Raw genomic sequence first — 20,188 nt, 5'->3', positions numbered from 1 at the left:
ACGACAATGGCCTTGTATCGCCGTGAGGAATCAATTCCGCTGCCGCCCAGCAATGCGGAAGCCTATAATACCGCCTGCCAGTATTGCACGGTCGGCTGCGGCTACAAGGTCTATGTCTGGCCGGATGGTCTCGCCGGCGGGCTCAAGGCAAGCGATAACGCGTTCGGGGTCGACTTCTCCAGCCCGCAGCCCCCGCTCGTCGGATTTTCCTACACTGAATCGATGCATTCGACGATTCGCAAACGCGACGGCAGAACCTACCACGTCGCGATCGTGCCGGCGCACGACTCGCCGATCAATCCTATGGGCAACCATTCGAGCCGCGGCGCGGTCAACGCCAAAACCACCTGGTCCGACAGCCGGCCGACCCAGGCGCGGCTGCATTACCCGTTGCTGCGCAACGGCAACGAATTCAACGCGATCCCGTGGGACGCCGCGATCGAGTTGCAGGCGCGCGTGATCAAGGGAGTCGCCGACAAACATGGTGCGGACGCGCTCTGCTCGAAAATCTACGACCATGGCGGTGGCGGCGGCGGCATGGAGAACACCTACGGCACTGGCCGGCTGCTGTTCACCGGGCTACAGATGAAGCATGTCGGCATCCATAACCGGCCTGGCTACAGCTCGGAAACCTGGGGCACCCGCGATCGCGGCGTGCATGAGCTGAATTATTGTTACGAGGATGCGCGCCTCGCCGATACCATCATGTTGTGGGGCTCAAACGCTTACGATACCGCGACGGTATTCTTCGTCGCCCACATGATGCCGAACCTGCAAGGTGCCACCAAGGACGAGAAGAAGAAGCACTATACCAGTGGCGAGCCGGCGGCACCCGCGCGCATGGTGATCGTCGATCCGCGGATTTCCGCGACGGTCAATGCGGCGCGTGAGACCGGTGCCAAGGTGCTTCACCTGCGGCCCAATCTCGGCACCGACTATATGCTGATGAACGCCGTCGCCCGTGCCGTGTGGGAAAAGAAATACTACAACAAGGATTTTCTCAATCAGCATACCGACATGACCACGTTCGAGGATTACAAGAAAAAATCCCTCGAACTTGATATGCCCTACAAGGACTTCATGGCACGCGCGCAGAAGATTACCGGCGTTCCCGCTGCACAGATCGAGGAAGCTGCAACCTGGATCGCGCAGCCCAAGCCGGGCGGTCACTGGCGGCGCAGCCTGATCCTGTACGAGAAGGGCGTCATCTGGAATTACCGTCAGTACGACGCCGTTGCCGCCATCGCCCAACTCGGCGCGCTCAGCTTCAATATCGGCCGACCCGGCACCGGCACCGGACGAGTCGGAGGGCATCAGGAAGGCTACGCGCGGCCGGATTATCCCGGCCCGAAACCACCGCCGGATGTCGATAAATACGTGCAGGACGGCAAAGGCAAGATTTTCTGGCTGACCGGCTGCAACCCGTATCTTGCCGCTCAGAACAACGCCTATTTCCGCAAGAGGATCGGCGAGCGGGCACAGACGCTGACCGATTATCTGTCCGCGCAGAAGCAGGGCGATGGCGAGCCGGCCTCGATGGAGCATCTCGCCGCACGCATTCTGGAAGGGCTCGATAAGACCAACGGTTTGTTCATCACCGTGCAGAATATCTACATGATCGAGAGCGCGCGCGACGCCCATCTGATCCTACCGGCGGCGCAATGGGGCGAGGCGGAGAACATCTCGCTCAATTGCGGTGACCGGCTGATGCGGCTCGATGACCGTTTCATGGACCCGCCCGGCGATGCCAAGCCGGACTGGGAAATCCACGGCCTGGTCGGCCAGAAACTCGAAGCGCTTTACCAGGCCGACGGCAAGGCAGACATCGCCAAGCGGTTTGCCGGGATGGATTGGAAACACGGCGCCGATGTCGTCAAATCGATCCAGGACGACCTTTACGCCGGCATGGACACCAAGGTTCCGGCATCAAGGGCCAGCACGCTCGATCCCGAGAGCTTCAAAGGCGTTGACTACGCCTATCTGCGCAAAGTCGGTCAGAAAGGCATCCAGACGCCGGTCCGCACTGACCCGAACACCGGCGCGTTGGTCGGCACCAAGCGGCTCTATTCGACATTCTATTTCATGACGAAGGACGGAAAGTTCAGCTGGTACGGCACACGGCCTTGGGATGACCACGCCTCGGCCACGGTGGTCGCTGGCTACCTGAAATCGGACCGAACCAAATACCCGTTCTGGTTCACCATGGGCCGCAGCCAGCCGCTCTGGCAGACCAGCTATCATATGCGCCATGTGCCGGAGAAAACCGAAACGACCCTGCTGCCTTTCGTGCAGATCAACCCGGCGGACGTGAAAAAGCTTGGCGTCACCAACGGTGACATCGTGATGATCCATAACGATCAAGGTAACGAGACCTTCGCCGTCTATGAGACCGACGCGGTGCCGCCAGGGATGGTGTTCGCGCTGATGTACCATTGGCTCGGCACGTCCAACAGCCTCACCTCGCCCTACACTGACCCGATGAGTACAAACCCCTGGTACAAGGGAACGCGGGTGGGAATACGCAAATTGTCCGGTGGTCTGGCCAGCGTTATCGCGACAACGAGCTTCCGGCCGACCAATACATTCGTGTAAGGGAATAATATTCATCTGCTTCCGGCCACGATCGATGTAGACATCCCCCTGCTGGGTTCCGTCTTCATGGGTCGCTGTGCCACGTCGATCGCGATATGCTCTCGCGAGACGAATCCAGGACAGGCTCGTGATCGATGGCCGGCTGCGCGTAACCAACCCGTTCCGATCGCAAAGCCCTGCTCGGCCATAGCGACGCGCGCACGTAACCGCCTGCATCTCCTATCAGGATCACGCAATCGATCTCTTGCACCTCGAATAGTTGGCCTCGCGGCCAAGCGAAGCATCGATCCTGTCGATCCGCAAACCTCCTCCAACCGCGTTGCCTCCGCTTTCGGGTGGAATAGTCTGCCTGTCATGGCACAAAATGATCCGGCAGTGCCGTGCCATCGTGGCACCTTGATTGTTGCCGACCGGATTCGCCACCATCTCCTTGAGGCTTGGCGCGTTGCCACCCGTTCGGCCTCGTAATGGGCGGATCTAGCCGAAAGGCAATCGCCTGCCCGCAACGGCGCTGCTGCGACTTTCTTCCCCTGCCGAGCCAAGCCGCGGCATTCCTCGCGAGACAAGAAACTCTCGCAGCACCATCCTCCGCTGCGCTACGGCCGCGAGCGGTGCGGGTCGATCGCCTCCCGGCTCCAGGACCGCCATCGAGGCCGCATGGGGTGGCCTCGACAACCCAAGAGAAGGAGATTTACCATGGCGATCATCGGCAACTTCACCAAGGACGCGACCGGCTACACCGGCACTGTCCGCACACTCAGCATCAACGCCAAGGCGCGGCTGGTTCCTGCCGAAAACGGCACCGACAAGGCCCCCGATTTCAGGGTTTTCGCAGCCGGCAATGTTGAACTCGGCGCCGCCTGGAGCCGCAAGGCCAAGGAGACCGGGCGCGAATACCTCTCGGTCAAACTCGACGACCCGAGCTTCCCGCAGCCGATCTACGCGAGCCTGGTCGAGGCCGAGACGGAGGGCAGCTACAGCCTGATCTGGTCCCGCTGAGGCCAGCCGCCACGACGCCCCGCCCGGCTCGGGCGGGGCGTTTCGCGTGTTCAGAGATTGGGTGACATAAAACCTTCCCGGTGGAAATCGCTACCAAGCCGACGCAACGAACTGGCGTTCCCGGTCCCGAATACCTAATATATTGGGTGGCGTGCAGCGGCGTGGTCGGGCCGCTTCCTGAGCATGTCACTCAGGGAGATATTGGCTCGTAATATGCGCCGCGTGCGCGCTGAACGAGGCATCAGCCAGGAAGAACTTGCGCACCGCGCAAAATTGAACAGGAACTATGTTGGCATGATTGAGCGTGAAGAGCATGCAGCCACGGTGGACACGATCGATCAGTTGGCTTCTGCATTGGGAGTCAGCCCGATGGATTTACTCGATCCGGACGCGGCTACCCGCTGATATCGGGGAGACTTTTTGTCATGCGTAGACCTTGTTTCGATGCGCCGATTGCGGACGAAGCACCCATCTCTGATCAGCTCACGCCATACGATGAAATCCACGCCATTCATTATCTGATATTGTTGGATGCCGAGCACGACAATGTACCTTGGGAAGATGTCGCCCGTGAGGCGCTGCTGATCGATCCGGCCAAGGAGCCAGCGCGCGCACGCCGCGCTTACGAGACCCATCTGGCACGGGCCAGATGGATGACGAATTCCGGCTGGCGGCAATTGCTCCAGGCCAAACACGTCGAGGGTGGCGCTTAACCACAAATGTTTTCGCATCGCGCGGCGACGTGCCTGTTCGAACACAAAAAGTTGAACGGTAAAACTGCCGCGACGGAGTTGCCAAGTCTCTGGCTTAACCCGATTCCATCTCTGAAGACGCGGCAGAAGTGCTGTCGCATCGGAGGAGCGAGATGCGGCCCTTCACGCGAGAGCGCCTCGCCGCGCGGTATGGCTATATCGAGACCTTGTCACCGGACGGTCTGGTCTGGGAGTTGGTTCGACGCAGCGCAGCGTATCGAGACGATTACGTCGCAGCAGTAACGTTCGAACACCATCCGCAACCGGAAGCATCACCGTCGCTCTGCAAACGATGGAGGTTGCGATTTCCTCGAAAATCCAGACACCATTGGTGACCGTGCAATGCTGTTCTGGCGTGCAGAGGCTACTGCCCGCATTGTTTATGTCACCGTTGGTGACGATGAAGCGACCAACCGAACCCTGGTCCGGTTCGAGCCGGACCGTTGGGGTGCGCGTCACATTAGTCGGGCGACACCGGATGGCTATCATCTGATTGTCGCTCCGAATGTCGGAATTCGACATCATCTGATTTTCCAGTCTCTCGACCCACCGCCACCGAGCGCGCCACTAACGCCGATCATCTACTGGGATGCTTGGCATGCAGAACGCCTGGAAGCGGCGCGGTCATTCTGGCAATTTGCGTCGCGGCCGCGCGCCTCAGCTCGCCCCGGCATTCCATGCCCGAAACGGCATCCGCGCGGGCTGAAGATCGCCTACATGGCTTGGGCGCTCGACCTTGCCGCATCGGGGGTCAGTGAGCGGGACATCCACCGGGCTGTGCTCGGCGAGCCGCCGTCCGCCTGGGAAGACAGCGGCGCCCGCAGCCGGGTTCGCACCCTGGTTGCGACCGCTCGGCGCTGGCGCGATGGCGCCGCGTTCAGGCTGCTGAAACCGCCGCGCCCAATCTGACATCCCCGCCAAAAACACCGAGCGATGCCAAGGTCACGAGATTGCGTCGTTGGTGGTAAATTTCCCTTCAACAATGTCAGAATTGTACGCCCCGGGTCAGCGCACCATCGACCACCAGATTGGTTCCGGTGATGAAACTCGCTGCCGGGCTGGCAAGAAACACCACGGCGCGCGCCATCTCCTCGGGTGTGCCCATCCGCCCGGTCGGGTTGAGCGCCAGCGCCTGCTGATATAAAGTCGGATTGCCGTGCTCGATCTTTTCCCACACGCCGCCCGGAAAATAGGTGTTGCCCGGCGAGAGCGCGTTGACCCTTATGCCCTTCACCGCCAACTGAAACGACAACCCCTTGGCGTAATGGATCAGCGCCGCCTTGAACGCGCCATAGGGCCCGGCAGCAAAATCCACCTCGCGGCCAGAGACCGACGAGATCACCACGATCGAGGCGGCATCGGAGACTTCAAGAAACGGCATCGCCGCACCCACCGCCCGCACGGCGCCCATCATGTCGGTCTCGAATTCCGCCCGCCACGAGGCCTCATCCTGCCCGATCGCGAGTGCCGAGACGTTGGAGACCACGATATCCAACCCGCCGAACTCGGCGGCAACATCGCGCACCCAGGTGGTGAGCGCTGGCCCATCTGCCACATCCACCGCGCGGCCGGTCGCACGCCCGCCCTTCGCCGCCAGCGCCGACACCGCCTCGGCAACCTCCGCCGTATTGCGCGCGCAGATCGCGATATCCGCACCCTCGGACGCGAAATGCTCGGCGACCGATCGCCCAATTCCCTTCGTCCCGCCGGTAACCAGTGCCCGCTTGCCGCGCAATCCCAGATCCATATTATTTCTCCTCTGCCGCCAGATATTTCTTCGAAATCCCAGCCCCCACCGTGTAATTAGGGTCGACAAAATTGCCGAGCCGCACCCGGCCGCACTGGCTCAGCATCATGTAGGCGTCCCACCGGTCGAAACCGTATTCCGCCCCCATCCATAACACCAGGTCGCGATAAGCGATCCGCGTCGCATCCTCGAGGGGGCGGGCGCTGCCGATCGTCATGATGAAATCCTCCCGCTCCAGCCTGGGCCATTCCAAAGCCCACCCCTTGATCAGATCAACTCGGATCGTGGTCTCGGAGGCATATTCAACCGCCGTCCCGCACACCTCGCCATCGCCCTGGCAGGCGTGCGCATCGCCGATGAACAACCGTGCCCCAGACGAGCGAACCGGCAGATAGGGGATGCTGCCCGGCCCCATATCCGGCAGATCCATATTGCCGCCATGCGGGCCGGGGGTCAGTGAATTGATACTATCGATTTCGGGCGAGGTGCTGAGCGTGCCGATATGCGGGCTGTAGGGCAACACCACCCGCGCGCTCCAGCGCACCTCCTTCTCATCGACATGGATCTTGCGGGTGATTTCGGGCAGCGGCGGTGCGAGGCTCGCGGTCAACGCGGTACCGCTCAGCGCGCCGAAATACGGGATCATGCAGCAGGTGCCGCGCGGATTATCGCCGCGTGGCTTCATGCTTTCGATATGCACGGCGAGTGCATCGCCCGGTTCCGCCCCTTCGATCATGATCGGACCGTTCTGCGGATTGACGAACGGCATCCGCAATCGCTTGCTCGGCTTGTCCCGCTCGGTGCGGATCGCCCCCTCGAACGCATCGCGGGTTTCGATGCGGATACGGTCGCCTGGTGCTACGGTCATCACCGGTTCGGAATATGGCCCGATCGTGTAATGAAACTTACCTTGTGCAGCCTCGGCCAAATGATGCAACCGTGGCTTGCGCGACCATCCTACACCGCGTACCGCCGCAATCGATCCCGCTACCCAACGGTCTGCCATCGTCAATCTCCCCACCAATCCAAGCCCGATATCTCAACTCATTGACAGATGGGCGCCGCTGTCAAGCCAACGCATTCACTTTCAACAGACCTTGCCTATCCGGTTGACTCCCATACCTACTAGATCTAGTGTTGGGCATGGATGTCCTGGCCCGTGAAGACCTGCCGTTCCCGCAGTCTCTGCCGGAATTCCAGCGTATTTTCCCGAACGACGCGGCCTGTGCCGCCTATCTCGAAAGCGCCCGCTGGAATGGAGGGTTCGCCTGCCCAAGGTGCGGCGTCGTTGGCGAGCCGTTCCGTTTCGAGGCGCGCCCGGGCGTTCTGCGCTGCCGGGCCTGTCGCAAAGACGTAAGCCTGATGGCTGGGACCGTTATGGAACGCAGTCACACGCCGCTGTCGACTTGGTTCTGGGCGGCTTACTTGATCGCCAGCCAGACGCCCGGAATGTCGGCCGTCCAATTTCAGCGGCAACTCGGCCTGTCGCGCTACGAGACCGCCTTCGGCATCCTTCATAAGCTGCGCGCCGGGATGGTGCGCCCCGAGCGCGACAAGATTGGCGACACGCCGCAAGAACACGTCGAAGTGGATGAAACGTGGGTTGGAGGACGAACCCGAGGCGATGGACGGGGTGTCCATCACAAGGTTCTCGTCGCCTGTGCCGTGGAGGTGCGCCACCGGAAACCGGGAACCAAGCTCGACAATCGGAAAGACGGTCGCTACGCGGGACGCGTTCGTCTCGCTGTTGTCCCCGACCGTAGCGCCAATTCGCTCTGCGGATTCGTCGAAAACGCCGTTGCTCCCGGATCGCTGATCGTTACCGACGACTGGAGCGGCTATGCCGGTCTCGGAAGGCGCGGGTTCGACCACCATGCAATCGCCGAATGCGGCGACCCGGAGGTGGCAGAAGAATTCCTGCCGATCGTCCACTTGGTCTTTACCAACCTGAAGACCTGGATCAACGGCATCCATCACGGGGTCAGCGCCAAACATCTACAAGCCTACCTCAATGAATTCACGTTTCGGTTCAACCGGCGCCTCTATCCCTTCAACGCGTTCCGCTCGCTGCTCGGAATCGCGGGTAGGGCAGCCGCACCAACCTTTGACGAGCTTTATTCCGGGGAATGGACACACCCTACATTTAGTGGGTGTGGGTAACAACCGGATAGGCAAGCAACAGACATTCCCCGAATTGAGTGTTCAACGCCTCCAATAGTCCTGTCGTTCGTCGGCTGACCGCGGGATTGGAGATCGGCATACTCTGGAAACTGGGATCGGGCGATCGTATTATTCTTGGTTATGGTCGTTTCGGTTTTGGCTGGTGAAGGCGCCTGCGAACATTCTGTTTGAGCGCTTTCTTTACATCATTATCGACCAACGCGAGATCAAACCATTCTGGATCGAAATAGCCACCGGCCCAAGTCTTGGTGGATCGATGATCCTCATGGGTCGGATCGGCCATCACCGCGAGAAAATTTTCATAACCCGACACCCCACCAACATCCTCGGGTGGACGAGCGCGCGCTCCGGCGATGCAGGTCGCAAATCGTGGAACCAAGTCGAATGCCAGAAAATCCTCGATCTCTACCAAGTGGTTCCAATTGTCGCCGAAATCATAGTTGTAGATAAACATCAACCCCGGCTCGCGACGGAAATCGCAAAGACGGACCTCGTTTTCGCTGAAGGCCCGGTGTTCCTCCGATCCGAATTCATTGATGACATCAGGATCGCCGTAGGACAGACCGCCAATCTGGAACTCGTGCAGATGGCTGTTCCACCAGTTGAACGCCGCCTGGATGACCAGATGCAGCATCCCGAGATCCCACGTCAGCGGCACGATCAGCTGCCGCCAGATTGGCGGTTCGATATCCGTAATCGTGACGCGAAGCTGCGCTGCGTTGAGCTGACGATACGTCATGGCGCGGAGTGAAGCCGCCGCCTCCCGGGATGTCAATGTAGCGTGCTTTAATCCCCGACGCTGCCGAGTCACCCGGGGCCTACCGGCCGATTTTGGCCTCCCCCCAAAAACGGCCCTGAGCAATGCGCCCCAGAACGCCGATCCTGCGTGGCGATGCGAGCCGGTTGCCGGCCGCCCGATGGAGATCGCCACCATGCACCAGGACGCTCTGCCGAATCTTCCGCCGCGCTACCTGCGCACACCAGAGGCGGCACGGTTTCTCGGACTTTCCGGCCGAACGCTGGAGAAACACCGCAGCTTCGGCAGCGGGCCGGCCTATCGTAAGATCGGCGGCCGGGTTGTCTATCGATTGGCTGACCTGCAGGACTGGGCCGAATCCGGCGCTCGGCAATCGACCTCTGATCCAGGCACCCGCGTCGCCCGCGGACCAGGACGTCCGGCCAGGCTTGTGACCTGATGAGCGGTGATCAACCCTTGCCGGCGATCCTCGAACACGCCCGTCCGCGGATTCCGGTCGATCTGATGAACTGGCCCTGGTTCAGCCTCGCCAAGACGCCACGGAAAGCACCGATCCTCTATCAGGGGAAGAAGCATTCCGTTCACGTCGCACCGGTGGCGGGTGCCACCGCCATCGCGACGATCTGGGATGCCGACATCCTGATCTGGGCCATCGCACAGCTCGTTCAGGCGCAGGATGAGCGGCTGACCATCTCGACCCGGCTGATTGCGCAGGCAAGCCGCATTCTGGGCTTCCTGGGGCGTGATACTGGCCGCAGCCAGTATGTCAGGCTGGCCGCCGCCATCGGCCGTCTGGCGGGCACCCAAGTCGAGACCACGCTCGGCGCCACTGAAAACGCATCAGTCCGGTTCCGCTGGATCGAAGCCTGGGAAACGACGCCGGCGGGCGTCCTGCTGACCCTCCCGGAATGGTTGCTCATGTCGGTGCGACAGCGCCGAGTCTTGTCCATCGATCCGGACTATTTCGGTCTGACGGGAGGCATCCAGCGATGGCTCTGGCTGCTCGCGCGCAAGCACGCCGCCCAACAATCCACAGGCTGGGTCGTTTCGTTCGACCTGTTGCACGCCCGTTCCGGAAGCGCCGCACGGCACGGCGACTTTGTCGCAGCCTTGCGCAGACTGGCGCGCTCCGGGCGGCTGCTGACGTATCGGCTCGACCCGGTCTGGCACCGTGGCAAAGAGGCGGTGCGGATCGGTCGATATGCCGTGCCCATCCACAGTGCCATATTGGTGCCTGGGGATAACCCGGGGTTTTTGTTCCCAAACCGGGGGGACCCAGTGTGAACGACCACGGCCTATCACCCGACGGTCCACGGCCGATCAAACGTAATTGCGCGGCCTATCAAACGGACGCCAGAAAAAATCGGCAAAGTAAATCAACCAGTTGCCGGCGATTTTCACGCCCCTACTTTCTTACTGAATCTAGTACTGAGTCTTACCTTGTTATAGTAGGCGGCCGAGGGCCAAAAATCGGCGTTCGGATCGTCCCAGATGACCGGGATTGGTCGACCCGCTCAGCTCCACCATCGCGCCGCCGAGCGCGCTTCAAGCAAGCGGCATTGAGGAGCAGGCTGTGGGGAGGGCAGCGCCACCTTGACCGCGTCTGTGCCGCGTTGTTGGACGAGTTCAGATCCCACCTTCCACCGGACGATGGGAGGCAACGGCGATGAGCCAGCACGAACCTCTGAACAGCGTGATGCTGGTGTTAATCCGTCGTTGTGTTGAGCACTGGCTGCGCTTTGGTCATGATGTGCGTGAGCAGATTCTTGATCGGCGCCGACGTCTGAACTGGTTCGCCCTCGGTGCGGAGTTTGCTTCGTTCCGCTGGTGGCTAAATGACTTCGGAACGGTTGTGTCGCTTGTCGATATCCTCCGCGCCTGCACGCCTGCCGAGCCATGCTCGACCGTCTCTGGCGTCGATTCCGGCGGCGAGATTTTGCTCCGCCAGTCGGGTTGGTCGCGCGTTCAGCATGTGTTCGCCACGATCGGGGTGATCGAGACCGTCGGCTTCGATCCGGCGGACATCGCGCCGCATTATTGGCGGCATGCCCACAACCGACCGACCTGCGACGCGGCGCCGCGGCCGTATCAGGACGATCAACACCGAGCCTGGCAGCGCTGCCGCCGGATGGGCGTATCATGACGCGCCGCTTAAATTCGATGCCCAGACTCTTGTTCGTTATCATTACCGGCCTGAGCTTGATGGCAGCATCCTCGCTGCACGGGCGACCGCTGATCGTCTGGAATGCCACAGCCAGCACACCGATCGGTCTGTGGCATGTGCTGCCCAGATCGAGCCGCGATCACTTGCGGGTCGGTGACTATGTGTTGTTCTGGCCGGACCGGCGAAGCGCGATTCTGTTCGCGAAGCGCGATTATCTGCCGCTTGGCGTGCCGCTGCTCAAGCGCGTCGCCGCCATCGCTGGGCAAATCGTTTGTGAGCGCGGCGGACAGGTCTCGATCGACGGCCGCCACGTCGCCGAGGCGCTCAAACGCGACGGGCGTGGGCGCAAACTTGTTGCCTGGAGCGGCTGCGGACCGCTCCGCTCCGATTCCATCTTCGTGCTGATCCCCAACGTGCCGACATCGCTCGACGGACGCTATTTCGGGCCGACGCCGATCAGCAGCATCATTGGCCGGGTGATCCCGCTCTGGACGCCCGGAAGCCATCTGCCATGACCGGCAAGCATCCTTTCCCAACCATCCTGTTGTTTGGCCAAGGGACGGTCATCCTGCCGTCCCGGCTGATTTCCGCATCGCCGGCACGCACAGCGAAGGTCAAGGGCGGCGCGGTTCAGGCGGCGCGCCCGGGCGCGCTTTACCCTTGACCGCGGCGAGCACGCTGGCAGCGCTTTTCCCTGCGGCGTCATCGGACATTTTCATCACCTGGAGATGCGAACCATGGGCCTCGTAACCTTGGTCGCGACGTGCGGTCTTGCTGCCAAAGCAGCGCTGTTCATCCCGCTCCATGGATCGCCCCATTGCCAGATCCCGAGGGCAAGCGTGGTCGGCCATAGCCGCGCCAGTAGCGCCGTTTGGCAGCCCGACATCGCGGCTGCATCGCGTCGATTTGGTGTGCCGGAACGTTGGATCACAGCCGTGATGCGCGTCGAAAGTGGCGGTCATTTGATGCTGGACGGCCAGCCAATCCGATCATCTGCGGGCGCCATGGGCCTGATGCAGGTGATGCCACAGACCTACGCCGCACTGCGCGCCCGCTACGATCTCGGCGCCAATCCCTATGCGCCGCGCAACAACATCATGGCCGGCACGGCGTATCTCCGCGAGATGTTCGATCGATTTGGCGCGCCGTGGTTCCTGGCGGCCTATAACGCTGGTCCGGCTCGGCTTGAGCGAGCGCTGCTCACCGATCGCGCACTACCGGCGCAAACGCAGCGCTATCTTGCGGCAGTCGCGCAGGAGATCAATGCATCGATGGAGACGCCGCAGATCAGCGAAAGTCGCGCGCCGGTTTCGATATTCAGCTACCAATCCGCGACTGATTTGCGGACGATCCTACATCCTGCACCAAGCGCCGATAGTGGTCTGTTCGTGGCAAGAGTTGACTCGGTCAGACAGCAAGAATCGTTTGCTGCGACACCATGAAAGCGGCAAAATTGCCCGCATTTGCGCCGGCAGACTGCGTGTTCTTTGCATCGACTTTGCGCACCGACTATTGTTTAAGCGGGGCCAGCAATATGGCGCGCTCTGACGGCTGAAATAGTGACCGAGCGCATCAGAAACGTCATTTGGCAAGAATCGGCGACTGACAAAGTTCCCGGGATTCAGAAGAGATTTTGCAGTTTAACGGAGGGCAAGATAAAGGTGCATGGCACCACACGGCCCTGACCGCTGCGATTTTCGTGTCTGCACATTGGGTTATCGAGACTACGCACCGTGCCAAATGTTCGCGGGAGAGTACGGCCATCTTGGCGATTCGGGTGTTCTCGCCTCAGATTCTGCCGTGCTATCGAGGCACCTTCTCGATTTCCGAGGTCATCGGCATGATCAGGCAATGGCTCACAATGAAGATGATTTACCCCTTCGCCCCCGGTTTGGACGGAAGCGTAGCCGAGATGACCGCCGGGCTCTGGCATCGGCGCAAATCAAACGCGCGATCTCCCGCGCGGGATCGCTCACCCGATCAACTGCAGCTCCATCAACGGACGCCGGTCGTCATATTGCCAGCCTTCCCGCGAAGCGCGGCCGTGGCGCCACTTTCACGCGCGGACGGGCAGCATCCCCCCATGGTTGGTCGAACATCAGACCAGGTGCCCGCAGGGTCGTGGTCAAGGCGCGCTACGTCCCGATGCGCGCCGGCAGCCGCGCCGCCGCGGTGCATCTTCGCTATCTCCAGCGCGATGGCGTGACCCGCGATGGTGCTTGGGGCCGCCTCTACTCGGCGACGTCCGATCGCGCCGATGGTTCTGCCTTTCTGGATCGGGCAGAGGGAGATCCGCGCCAGTTCCGGCTGATCGTGGCGCCCGAGGATGGACCGCAGCTATCGGATCTCCGATCCTTCACGCGCGACCTGATGCATCAGGTTGAGCAGGATCTTGCGACAAAGCTCGACTGGGTTGCCGTCGATCACTTCAACACTGGCCATCCACATACGCACATCGTAATCCGCGGCGTCGATGAACTGGGCGAGAACCTGATAATCGCCGGAGCCTATCTCGCGCACGGCATCCGCGAACGCGCGTCGGAACTTGCGACAATCGAACTTGGTCCAGAAACCATGCTCGAGCGGCAGCAGAAACTCTCTCGCGAAATCGATCGGGAAAAACTGACCCGGATCGACCGTGCCCTGCTGCGGGAAGCCGGCCAGATGGCGGACGGTATCGTCGACACGCGAGCCACCGGAAATAATCGTCATGCCGATTCTGATCGACACCTCCGGATAGCGCGATTGCAAGTGCTGCAACGGCTTGGTCTTGCCCAGGAGATCGATACTGGCCGCTGGTTGCTGAAGCCTCAGATGGAGCAGACCCTCCGCCAGCTCAATGAGCAGGGCGACATTATCAAAACCATGCATCGCGCGATGGCGAGCCAAAAGGTTCAGCGCGGTGCGGAACAGATCGTCATTCATGGCAAGGATGAGGCGATCGAAACCCCGATCACCGGCCGCCTTCTTGGTCGTGGGCTTGGTGCCGACGAATTGGGTGATCGCGTTCATCTGATCATCGACGGTATCGACGGCCGCACCCATTATATCGAGCTTCCGACTGGAGTGATGATCATCGAGACCACACCGATCGGCGCCATCCTCGAGGTTGGCGCCGCAGGTCGCGAACCGCGCGCGGCCGATCAAAATATCGCGCACCTCGCGAGAGAGAACGACGGCATATATCGGACCGCAGATCACTTCGCAGTAGTGCGCGCGGATCGGGGGATCGTCGATCCAGACGCCTATGTTGAGGCGCATATCCGCCGGCTGGAAGCGCTGCGGCGCGCGGGACTTGTCGAGCGGGTGGATGCCGATCATTGGCGCATTCCAACCGGGTTCGAACAAAGTGCCACTCTCCATGATGCCGGACGATCGCCAGGCGGCAGCCTGCGCGTGTTATCGACGCTTGACCTTGAGGCGCAGATCGCCAGCGACGGTGCCGTCTGGCTGGATCGCCAACTCATCGGCAGGGACCGCCTGCCGGTTACCATGGCCGGCTTCGGCGCGGAAATTGAAACGGCGCTGGAGCAACGCCGGCAACATCACATTGCGCACGGCGATGCGCGCCGGGACGGGAAGGGAAGGGTGTTCTACCGGCGAGATTTGTTGGCAACGCTCGAAGGCCGAGAGTTGGCGCGAGTTGGCGCGGAGATTGCCACAACGCGGGACCAGCCGTTCCGGTTGGCGACGCGAGGCGAGACGATCCGCGGCATCTATCGCGAGACGGTGCAGCTTGCTTCGGGCCGCTATGCGCTGATCGAAAACGCCAAGGAGTTCCTCCTCGTGCCTTGGCGGCCGGTCATCGAGCGTAGTCTTGGCCGAGACGTTGTCGGACTCGTCACCGAGGGCGGGATTTCCTGGCAGCTCGGTCGGGACCGTGGATTGGGCCTTTGATGGCGATCAGCCCTCTCCGACCCGAAGCTGCCCAGTCTGGGTCATCTGGCTCATCGTCAAGGTGCCCAGCATGCGGTCGGGTAGATCAGTCAAATCGATTAATTTCAGGGCTCGGTTGCATCTATGCATAGAAAGCGCGACCGGCTTTACGCCATCAGGTTCGCTGACGTAATAGGGCTTCGAGGAGCGCACAATCGGTTCCGTCGCCGGCGTCGCATTGCGTGACCAAAGTGGTCAGCGCCTTTTGCATGGCGCGCAGATCGGTGATTTTGATCCGCACTTCCGCGAGATGAGCCTCGGCGACCAATTTTACCTCGCCGCAGGGGCGATCGCGCTCGTCTGCCAGGCGCAGCAAAGCGCGCACCTCGTCGAGCGTGAAGCCGAGTTCACGCGCGCGGCGGATGAAGCTGAGGCGCTTGACGTGGGCGGGGCCATACATTCGATGGCCGCCCTCGGTGCGCGCCGGTTTTGGCAACACGCCAATCTTCTCGTAGAACCGGATCGTCTCGATATTGCACCGCGTTTGCGTGGCTAGCGCGCCAATCAGGATCATCGGTTCCAACGCGTCTCGCACCTTTGTGAGCGCGCGGGCATTTTTTTCGCTTGCACCTGAACCTACTACAGATCCCATACATCGTCGCCTAGGCCCATCCAGATCTCACCACAAGGACCAACGGCATGGACGCTGTGACGACACATGATTGCTGCGCATCCTCCCGCGCCACGACCCCCGATCTGGTGGTGATCGGTGCTGGATCGGCGGGGTTTTCCGCCGCGATCCGGGCGAGCGAACTCGGCGCGAACGTGGCCTTGATCGGTCATGGCACGATCGGTGGCACCTGCGTGAATATCGGTTGCGTGCCGTCGAAAACCCTGATCCGCGCGGCCGAGGCGTTGCATCATGCCAAATCTTCCAGCCGCTTCGCCGGCATCGCGGGTGCTGCGCGGATCAATGATTGGTCGGCCCTGATGGCACAGAAGGACCAGCTCGTCGCCGATCTGCGCGGGGCCAAATACCAGGCGCTGCTCCCGGAATACGAGACCATCCGCTATGTTCAGGGCCGCGCGCGGTTTACCGATGCGGGGATTGAGGCGGGCGGTGCAATTTTCCCAGCCGATCGTGTGGTGATCGCCACCGGCGCCTCGGCCGCCGTGCCCGCGATTCCCGGAATGGACGAGGTTCCCTATCTCACCAGCACCACAGCGCTCGCGCTGGACCGTTTGCCCAAATCCCTCCTGATCATCGGCGGCGGGGTGATCGGCTGTGAACTGGGTCAGATGTTCGCACGGTTTGGCGTTGCCGTCACCATCGTCTGCCGCTCGCGCTTGTTGCCGGGATTTGAGCCGGAGATCAGTGATGCACTTGCCGGCTATTTGCGTGACGAGGGCGTCACGATCGAATGCGGCGTAACATATCGGCAAATCAGACAGACGGAAGCAGGTGTCGCACTCGACCTCTTGGCGGGTGAAACCGCCCAGACCATCGAAGCTGAACAAGTTCTGATCGCCACCGGGCGGCGCGCGAACACAAGCGGTATGGGTCTAGGCACCGCCGGAATCGCGCTCGATCGGAACGGCGCGATCACGACCGATGAGCATCTCGCCACCAACCGGCCCGGAATCTATGCGGCGGGCGATGTTACCGGGCGGGACCAGTATGTCTACATGGCAGCCTATGGCGCGAAGCTCGCGACCGAGAATGCCCTGAATGGTGACATCCTCCGGTACGACTCGCGGGCGATGCCCGAGGTGGTGTTCACCGATCCGCAGGTTGCCAGCGTCGGCCTTACCGAGACCGAAGCACGCCGTCAGGGCCAGGATATCCGCACCGTCAGGCTTGATCTTGTCCAGGTACCACGCGCGCTCGCGGCACGTGATACACGTGGGCTGATCAAACTCGTCGCCGAGGCGGGCAGCCTGCGGCTGCTCGGCGCGCATATTCTGGCACCCGAGAGCGCCGACAGCATCCAGACCGCCGTGCTCGCGATCAAGCATGACCTCACGGTCACCGATCTGGCGGATACATTGTTCCCGTATCTGACCACGGTCGAGGGGCTGAAGCTCGCGTCGCTGGGATTCCAGAAGGATGTCGCCAAACTCTCCTGCTGCGCCGGATGACCACCATCAACCCGAAGGCAACCAACGCCATGAAACGCTTACGTCATCTCACCCCGAAATCTACAATTTTTGTCCTGGCGTTTGCCGCCGCCGCTCTGGTTCCGGCCTACGCACATGCGACGCCTTCCCCGATGATGGCACCTGAGAATCCGCCGGTCACATCGGCCAAGACAGCTCCGGACGCGTCGTTCCGGTCGGGGGGGCATCTGGTGAGACTGGCGACCTATCACGGTCAGAAGCTGATCATTTGGGAAGTCGCGACCTGGTGCGGCAGTTGCAAAGCAGGTCTGAAAGCATTCGCGCATCATCAAGCACTGATCGACCGGTCGAACCTGAAGATCATTGTGCTGCGCGACTACAAGAACGGCGGTTATCCGGGGATCACGATCGAAAAATTTGCCGCACAGGTCGCGCCCACGTTGCTCAAAGACCCGCATTTCGTGTTCGGCGATGCGACAAAAGAACTGGCAGCCGCGTATGATCCACACCATTACGTGGACATCTATCAGCTGATCGACGCCCAGAACCAGATCGTCGCCACGTCCTCGGCACCTTCGGTGACATTCGGAAAGATCGAGCATTTCATTGCGTCGGATTCAAAATGAGTGCGACTGCGGTTATCCGCGCCCGATCGATGGTCATACCCCGGGCGTTGCGGCTGGTGTTTGGGCACCCCGGCTATCGCATGTGGGCGGCGATCAGTTTTATCGTCCTGCTCACTTTCTACCTCATGCTGCTGCCGGCAAGCGAAACCGGGGGCGCCGTCGGTCTGGTTGCGCTGCCGTTTCTGACCGTCCAGGACGTGTTCCTGGCGATCGTGATGGCTGGCCTGCTGGCGCTGACCCTACCGCTCGGCGTCTATGGCTGGCGCATGGGCTCAGGCGGCGGTGTCGTCGGCAGTGCGTCGGGCTCGATCGTCGCCCTGATTGCGCCGTTGCTGTGCTGCTCGCCGATTCTGCCGATCACGATCGCCGCGATCGCGGCAAGCCTGCCGGCGGTCGGCGCTGCCGCCACGCCGTTGCAAGGCTTCATTGCCACGCATGAGCTCGAATTTTATGCAGCAGCCATCGTGCTGATGGCCTGGGGGCTTCAGGGCAACGCGAGGCGCGTTCTCTATTGCGAGTGCAGGCCAGTAAAATGAACCGCCGATGGGCTCCGATGCTGAGCCGCACGGGCGTGCAGCGTGTTGCCGCCCTTGCTGGCAGGCACCGGTTTATGCATCATCGATACATGCGCCACCTCGTCCACCTCCCTGGGTCCGCCGTCGGAGTGGCGGATCAGATTATCGGAACTGATGCTCGACCTTGACATAGCAACGAAGACCATGGCCCACGCGGCTGCATGAGTGGTGGTCTTAAGCGTGACGCGGGTGTCCTTGGTCTGATCCTCGCCAGTCTGGGCGGCATCGTGGGCTCAGGCTGGTTGTTCGGCCCGTTGAATGCCGCGAAATCGGCCGGGCCGGCATCGCTGATCGCCTGGGCGATCGGCGGGTTCGCCATCCTGCTGCTCGCGTTCGTTTATGCCGAACTCACCACCGCATTTCCGCGTGCGGGCGCGGTGATCGCGCTGCCCAAGCTCAGTCACGGCAAGCTGCTCGCCACCGTGATGAGTTGGGTGGTGCTGTTGGGCTACCTGACCTCGGCGCCGGCCGAAGCCACGGCCGTGGTCACCTATGCGAACAATTATTATCACGGCTTGGTGTCGCCGGGCGGCGTGCTGAGCCAGTCGGGTTTTCTGGCCGCGGTCGCTCTGCTGGCGATGTTCGCCCTGATCAACACGCTGGCGATAAGGCTGGTTCTGCGGATCAACGGGATCGTCACGATTTGGAAACTGGCAATTCCGGCGCTGACCGCCATCGCCCTTCTGCTCGCACGCTTTCACCCCAGAAATTTCACCGCGCACGGTTTTGCCCCGCACGGGGTCGCGGGCATTTTTTCGGCCGTCGCCACCTCTGGCGTGATCTACGCCTATACTGGGTTTCGTCAGGCGGTCGAGCTCGCGGGCGAATCCCGCCATCCGAAGCGCGATCTGCCGATCGCGATCATCGGCTCGGTGGTGATCGGCTGTCTGCTCTACGCGGCGTTGCAGACCGTCTTCATCGGCGCCTTGTCGCCGCACGCGCTGGCGCAGGGCTGGGGCAAACTGCATTTCACCGGCCTGTCCGGCCCGTTCGCGGGCCTCGCGACCTTGATGGGCATGAGCTGGCTGGCAGTTCTGCTGTATATCGACTCCGCCGTGTCACCGGCCGGCACCGGCATCATCGCTTATACCTCGACACCGCGCCTGTTCTACGCCGCCGGCCGCGAGGGCCTGGTTCGCGGACCATTCGCCCGGCTTTCGGGCGCCGGTGTGCCGATCGTCGGTGTGCTTGCCGCTTTTGCGATCGGGGTGATTTTTCTGCTGCCTTTGCCGTCCTGGCGGGCGATCATCAAGGTGGTATCGGCGGCAGCCCTGCTGTCCTACGGCATGGCCTCGGTTTCGTTGATCACGCTGCGCCGCACCATGCCGGTCGCGCGCTATCCGCGCCCGTTCCAACTGCCGCTCGCAATACCGGTCGCGGGATTAGCGTTCATCGTGGCCAATTTCATCATCGTGTGGACCGGCGCGCACACTGCCAACGTGATCATGCTGTACGTGCTGATCGTCGCGGCGCTTTACGCGATTACACAGCGCGTGATGTATGGCGGGTTCGGGCATCTGGAAATCGCGGGCGCGTGGTGGATCGCGCCATATTTCGCGGGGCTATGGGCGCTGGCTAATTTGGGGCCGAAGAACCTAACCGCAGGAACCGGCGCGCTGTCGGATGCTGCCCTGTCGGTGGTGCTGGTGCTGTTCAGTGTCGCGATTTTAATTATTGCCGCGCGCGCCGGCCTTCCCGATCCGGCGGAAGCGAAGGCGTCGATCGCCACATCGCAAGTACAAATCCCGACAGCCACCAAAATCTGAAACATTTCTCTCGATCTGGTATAATCCGTGAAATG

Annotated in this window: 22 protein-coding genes; 18 read left to right on the top strand and 4 right to left on the bottom strand. The window is 61.6% G+C overall.

All coding sequences use genetic code 11. From position 1 onward, the window contains the following. Window positions 1-6: 6 nt before the first annotated feature. From ACMV_RS13200 to ACMV_RS19985, 6 genes are all read left to right on the top strand, one after another. On the top strand, window positions 7-2,592 hold the full coding sequence (locus ACMV_RS13200) for an arsenate reductase (azurin) large subunit (RefSeq protein ID WP_013640758.1): 2,586 nt from the start codon (window positions 7-9) through the stop codon (window positions 2,590-2,592). Between the two features lie 696 nt (window positions 2,593-3,288). Further along, window positions 3,289-3,591 (top strand): DUF736 domain-containing protein, encoded by a 303-nt coding sequence (locus ACMV_RS13195; protein WP_013640757.1) that lies wholly within the window; start codon window positions 3,289-3,291, stop codon window positions 3,589-3,591. A gap of 213 nt (window positions 3,592-3,804) precedes the next feature. Next, entirely contained in the window at window positions 3,805-3,996 is a 192-nt protein-coding gene (locus ACMV_RS19995) for a helix-turn-helix transcriptional regulator (RefSeq protein WP_231844419.1), read from the top strand. 20 nt (window positions 3,997-4,016) lie between these two features. After that, entirely contained in the window at window positions 4,017-4,304 is a 288-nt protein-coding gene (locus ACMV_RS19990; RefSeq protein WP_013640755.1) for a DUF2285 domain-containing protein, read from the top strand. Window positions 4,305-4,456: 152 nt separating this feature from the next. Next, the gene (locus tag ACMV_RS21990; RefSeq protein WP_373856283.1) at window positions 4,457-4,678 is read left to right on the top strand and encodes a transcriptional regulator domain-containing protein; all 222 of its coding nucleotides are present in this window, start codon (window positions 4,457-4,459) and stop codon (window positions 4,676-4,678) included. A 7-nt stretch (window positions 4,679-4,685) separates the two neighbouring features. Continuing rightward, on the top strand, window positions 4,686-5,252 hold the full coding sequence (locus tag ACMV_RS19985; protein WP_013640754.1) for a DNA -binding domain-containing protein: 567 nt from the start codon (window positions 4,686-4,688) through the stop codon (window positions 5,250-5,252). A gap of 76 nt (window positions 5,253-5,328) precedes the next feature. On the opposite strand, the gene ACMV_RS13180 is transcribed toward ACMV_RS19985, so the two are convergent. Then, window positions 5,329-6,090: an SDR family NAD(P)-dependent oxidoreductase gene (locus tag ACMV_RS13180; RefSeq protein ID WP_013640753.1), complete on the bottom strand. Its 762-nt coding sequence runs from the start codon at window positions 6,088-6,090 to the stop codon at window positions 5,329-5,331. Between the two features lies 1 nt (window position 6,091). Further along, the gene (locus tag ACMV_RS13175; protein WP_013640752.1) at window positions 6,092-7,096 is read right to left on the bottom strand and encodes an acetamidase/formamidase family protein; all 1,005 of its coding nucleotides are present in this window, start codon (window positions 7,094-7,096) and stop codon (window positions 6,092-6,094) included. A 137-nt stretch (window positions 7,097-7,233) separates the two neighbouring features. Here ACMV_RS13175 and ACMV_RS13170 point away from each other — a divergent pair, with 137 nt between their 5' ends. Beyond that, entirely contained in the window at window positions 7,234-8,250 is a 1,017-nt protein-coding gene (locus ACMV_RS13170) for an IS1595-like element ISAcr1 family transposase (protein WP_007421341.1), read from the top strand. Window positions 8,251-8,389: 139 nt separating this feature from the next. Here ACMV_RS13170 and ACMV_RS13165 read toward each other — a convergent pair whose 3' ends face one another. Continuing rightward, a complete protein-coding gene (locus tag ACMV_RS13165) occupies window positions 8,390-9,010 on the bottom strand; it encodes a plasmid pRiA4b ORF-3 family protein (RefSeq protein ID WP_013640751.1) in 621 nt (206 codons plus the stop codon). A gap of 178 nt (window positions 9,011-9,188) precedes the next feature. Here ACMV_RS13165 and ACMV_RS13160 point away from each other — a divergent pair, with 178 nt between their 5' ends. The 7 genes from ACMV_RS13160 to ACMV_RS13135 all read left to right on the top strand — a co-directional run bounded on the left by ACMV_RS13160 (window position 9,189) and on the right by ACMV_RS13135 (window position 15,089). Next, on the top strand, window positions 9,189-9,467 hold the full coding sequence (locus ACMV_RS13160) for a helix-turn-helix transcriptional regulator (RefSeq protein ID WP_148360969.1): 279 nt from the start codon (window positions 9,189-9,191) through the stop codon (window positions 9,465-9,467). Then, window positions 9,467-10,312 carry a replication initiator protein A gene (locus ACMV_RS13155; protein WP_013640749.1) on the top strand — a complete coding sequence of 282 codons (846 nt, stop codon included), beginning with the start codon at window positions 9,467-9,469 and terminating at the stop codon, window positions 10,310-10,312. Before ACMV_RS13160 ends, ACMV_RS13155 begins: the two co-directional genes overlap by 1 nt. Before the next feature lie 382 nt (window positions 10,313-10,694). Beyond that, window positions 10,695-11,171 carry a DUF2840 domain-containing protein gene (locus tag ACMV_RS13150; RefSeq protein ID WP_013640748.1) on the top strand — a complete coding sequence of 159 codons (477 nt, stop codon included), beginning with the start codon at window positions 10,695-10,697 and terminating at the stop codon, window positions 11,169-11,171. Continuing rightward, window positions 11,168-11,707, top strand: a complete 540-nt coding sequence (locus tag ACMV_RS13145; protein WP_013640747.1) for a S26 family signal peptidase — start codon at window positions 11,168-11,170, stop codon at window positions 11,705-11,707. Before ACMV_RS13150 ends, ACMV_RS13145 begins: the two co-directional genes overlap by 4 nt. Then, window positions 11,704-11,856, top strand: coding sequence for a hypothetical protein (locus ACMV_RS20880; RefSeq protein ID WP_154653545.1), 153 nt, complete (start codon window positions 11,704-11,706; stop codon window positions 11,854-11,856). The genes ACMV_RS13145 and ACMV_RS20880 overlap by 4 nt, the downstream gene beginning before the upstream one ends. Before the next feature lie 73 nt (window positions 11,857-11,929). Continuing rightward, on the top strand, window positions 11,930-12,634 hold the full coding sequence (locus ACMV_RS19385) for a lytic transglycosylase domain-containing protein (protein WP_197535786.1): 705 nt from the start codon (window positions 11,930-11,932) through the stop codon (window positions 12,632-12,634). A 679-nt stretch (window positions 12,635-13,313) separates the two neighbouring features. Then, window positions 13,314-15,089, top strand: a complete 1,776-nt coding sequence (locus tag ACMV_RS13135; protein ID WP_231844417.1) for a DUF3363 domain-containing protein — start codon at window positions 13,314-13,316, stop codon at window positions 15,087-15,089. A gap of 154 nt (window positions 15,090-15,243) precedes the next feature. Here the strand turns inward: ACMV_RS13135 and ACMV_RS13130 are convergent, their stop codons facing one another. Beyond that, window positions 15,244-15,642: a MerR family transcriptional regulator gene (locus ACMV_RS13130; RefSeq protein WP_013640744.1), complete on the bottom strand. Its 399-nt coding sequence runs from the start codon at window positions 15,640-15,642 to the stop codon at window positions 15,244-15,246. Between the two features lie 125 nt (window positions 15,643-15,767). Here ACMV_RS13130 and merA point away from each other — a divergent pair, with 125 nt between their 5' ends. The 4 genes from merA (at window position 15,768) to ACMV_RS13110 (ending at window position 20,153) form a co-directional block, all read left to right on the top strand. After that, window positions 15,768-17,207, top strand: coding sequence for a mercury(II) reductase (gene merA, locus ACMV_RS13125; protein ID WP_013640743.1), 1,440 nt, complete (start codon window positions 15,768-15,770; stop codon window positions 17,205-17,207). Continuing rightward, window positions 17,204-17,812 (top strand): TlpA family protein disulfide reductase, encoded by a 609-nt coding sequence (locus tag ACMV_RS13120; RefSeq protein ID WP_013640742.1) that lies wholly within the window; start codon window positions 17,204-17,206, stop codon window positions 17,810-17,812. The genes merA and ACMV_RS13120 overlap by 4 nt, the downstream gene beginning before the upstream one ends. Continuing rightward, window positions 17,809-18,348 (top strand): hypothetical protein, encoded by a 540-nt coding sequence (locus tag ACMV_RS13115; RefSeq protein WP_013640741.1) that lies wholly within the window; start codon window positions 17,809-17,811, stop codon window positions 18,346-18,348. The genes ACMV_RS13120 and ACMV_RS13115 overlap by 4 nt, the downstream gene beginning before the upstream one ends. A 200-nt stretch (window positions 18,349-18,548) precedes the next feature. Further along, window positions 18,549-20,153 carry an APC family permease gene (locus ACMV_RS13110; protein ID WP_013640740.1) on the top strand — a complete coding sequence of 535 codons (1,605 nt, stop codon included), beginning with the start codon at window positions 18,549-18,551 and terminating at the stop codon, window positions 20,151-20,153. The last annotated feature ends 35 nt before the right edge of the window (window positions 20,154-20,188 follow it).

It is taken from the genome of Acidiphilium multivorum AIU301, assembly GCF_000202835.1.
GTDB classification, from domain to species: Bacteria; Pseudomonadota; Alphaproteobacteria; order Acetobacterales; family Acetobacteraceae; genus Acidiphilium; species Acidiphilium multivorum.
This window is presented reverse-complemented; position numbering and strand designations above follow the sequence as displayed.

Excerpts from the sequence above, each read along its gene's own strand:
- ACMV_RS13195 (WP_013640757.1), top strand. The coding sequence starts at position 3,289 with ATGGCGATCATCGGCAACTTCACCAAGGACGCGACCGGCTACACCGGC.
- ACMV_RS13120 (WP_013640742.1), top strand. The coding sequence starts at position 17,204 with ATGACCACCATCAACCCGAAGGCAACCAACGCCATGAAACGCTTACGT.
- ACMV_RS13115 (WP_013640741.1), top strand. The coding sequence starts at position 17,809 with ATGAGTGCGACTGCGGTTATCCGCGCCCGATCGATGGTCATACCCCGG.
- ACMV_RS13160 (WP_148360969.1), top strand. The coding sequence starts at position 9,189 with ATGGAGATCGCCACCATGCACCAGGACGCTCTGCCGAATCTTCCGCCG.
- ACMV_RS13175 (WP_013640752.1), bottom strand. The coding sequence starts at position 7,096 with ATGGCAGACCGTTGGGTAGCGGGATCGATTGCGGCGGTACGCGGTGTA.
- ACMV_RS13155 (WP_013640749.1), top strand. The coding sequence starts at position 9,467 with ATGAGCGGTGATCAACCCTTGCCGGCGATCCTCGAACACGCCCGTCCG.
- ACMV_RS20880 (WP_154653545.1), top strand. The coding sequence starts at position 11,704 with ATGACCGGCAAGCATCCTTTCCCAACCATCCTGTTGTTTGGCCAAGGG.
- ACMV_RS13180 (WP_013640753.1), bottom strand. The coding sequence starts at position 6,090 with ATGGATCTGGGATTGCGCGGCAAGCGGGCACTGGTTACCGGCGGGACG.
- ACMV_RS21990 (WP_373856283.1), top strand. The coding sequence starts at position 4,457 with ATGCGGCCCTTCACGCGAGAGCGCCTCGCCGCGCGGTATGGCTATATC.
- ACMV_RS19990 (WP_013640755.1), top strand. The coding sequence starts at position 4,017 with ATGCGTAGACCTTGTTTCGATGCGCCGATTGCGGACGAAGCACCCATC.
- ACMV_RS13145 (WP_013640747.1), top strand. The coding sequence starts at position 11,168 with ATGACGCGCCGCTTAAATTCGATGCCCAGACTCTTGTTCGTTATCATT.
- ACMV_RS19995 (WP_231844419.1), top strand. The coding sequence starts at position 3,805 with ATGCGCCGCGTGCGCGCTGAACGAGGCATCAGCCAGGAAGAACTTGCG.
- ACMV_RS13150 (WP_013640748.1), top strand. The coding sequence starts at position 10,695 with ATGAGCCAGCACGAACCTCTGAACAGCGTGATGCTGGTGTTAATCCGT.
- ACMV_RS19385 (WP_197535786.1), top strand. The coding sequence starts at position 11,930 with ATGGGCCTCGTAACCTTGGTCGCGACGTGCGGTCTTGCTGCCAAAGCA.
- ACMV_RS13170 (WP_007421341.1), top strand. The coding sequence starts at position 7,234 with ATGGATGTCCTGGCCCGTGAAGACCTGCCGTTCCCGCAGTCTCTGCCG.
- ACMV_RS19985 (WP_013640754.1), top strand. The coding sequence starts at position 4,686 with ATGCTGTTCTGGCGTGCAGAGGCTACTGCCCGCATTGTTTATGTCACC.
- merA (WP_013640743.1), top strand. The coding sequence starts at position 15,768 with ATGGACGCTGTGACGACACATGATTGCTGCGCATCCTCCCGCGCCACG.
- ACMV_RS13130 (WP_013640744.1), bottom strand. The coding sequence starts at position 15,642 with ATGATCCTGATTGGCGCGCTAGCCACGCAAACGCGGTGCAATATCGAG.
- ACMV_RS13200 (WP_013640758.1), top strand. The coding sequence starts at position 7 with ATGGCCTTGTATCGCCGTGAGGAATCAATTCCGCTGCCGCCCAGCAAT.
- ACMV_RS13165 (WP_013640751.1), bottom strand. The coding sequence starts at position 9,010 with ATGACGTATCGTCAGCTCAACGCAGCGCAGCTTCGCGTCACGATTACG.
- ACMV_RS13110 (WP_013640740.1), top strand. The coding sequence starts at position 18,549 with ATGAGTGGTGGTCTTAAGCGTGACGCGGGTGTCCTTGGTCTGATCCTC.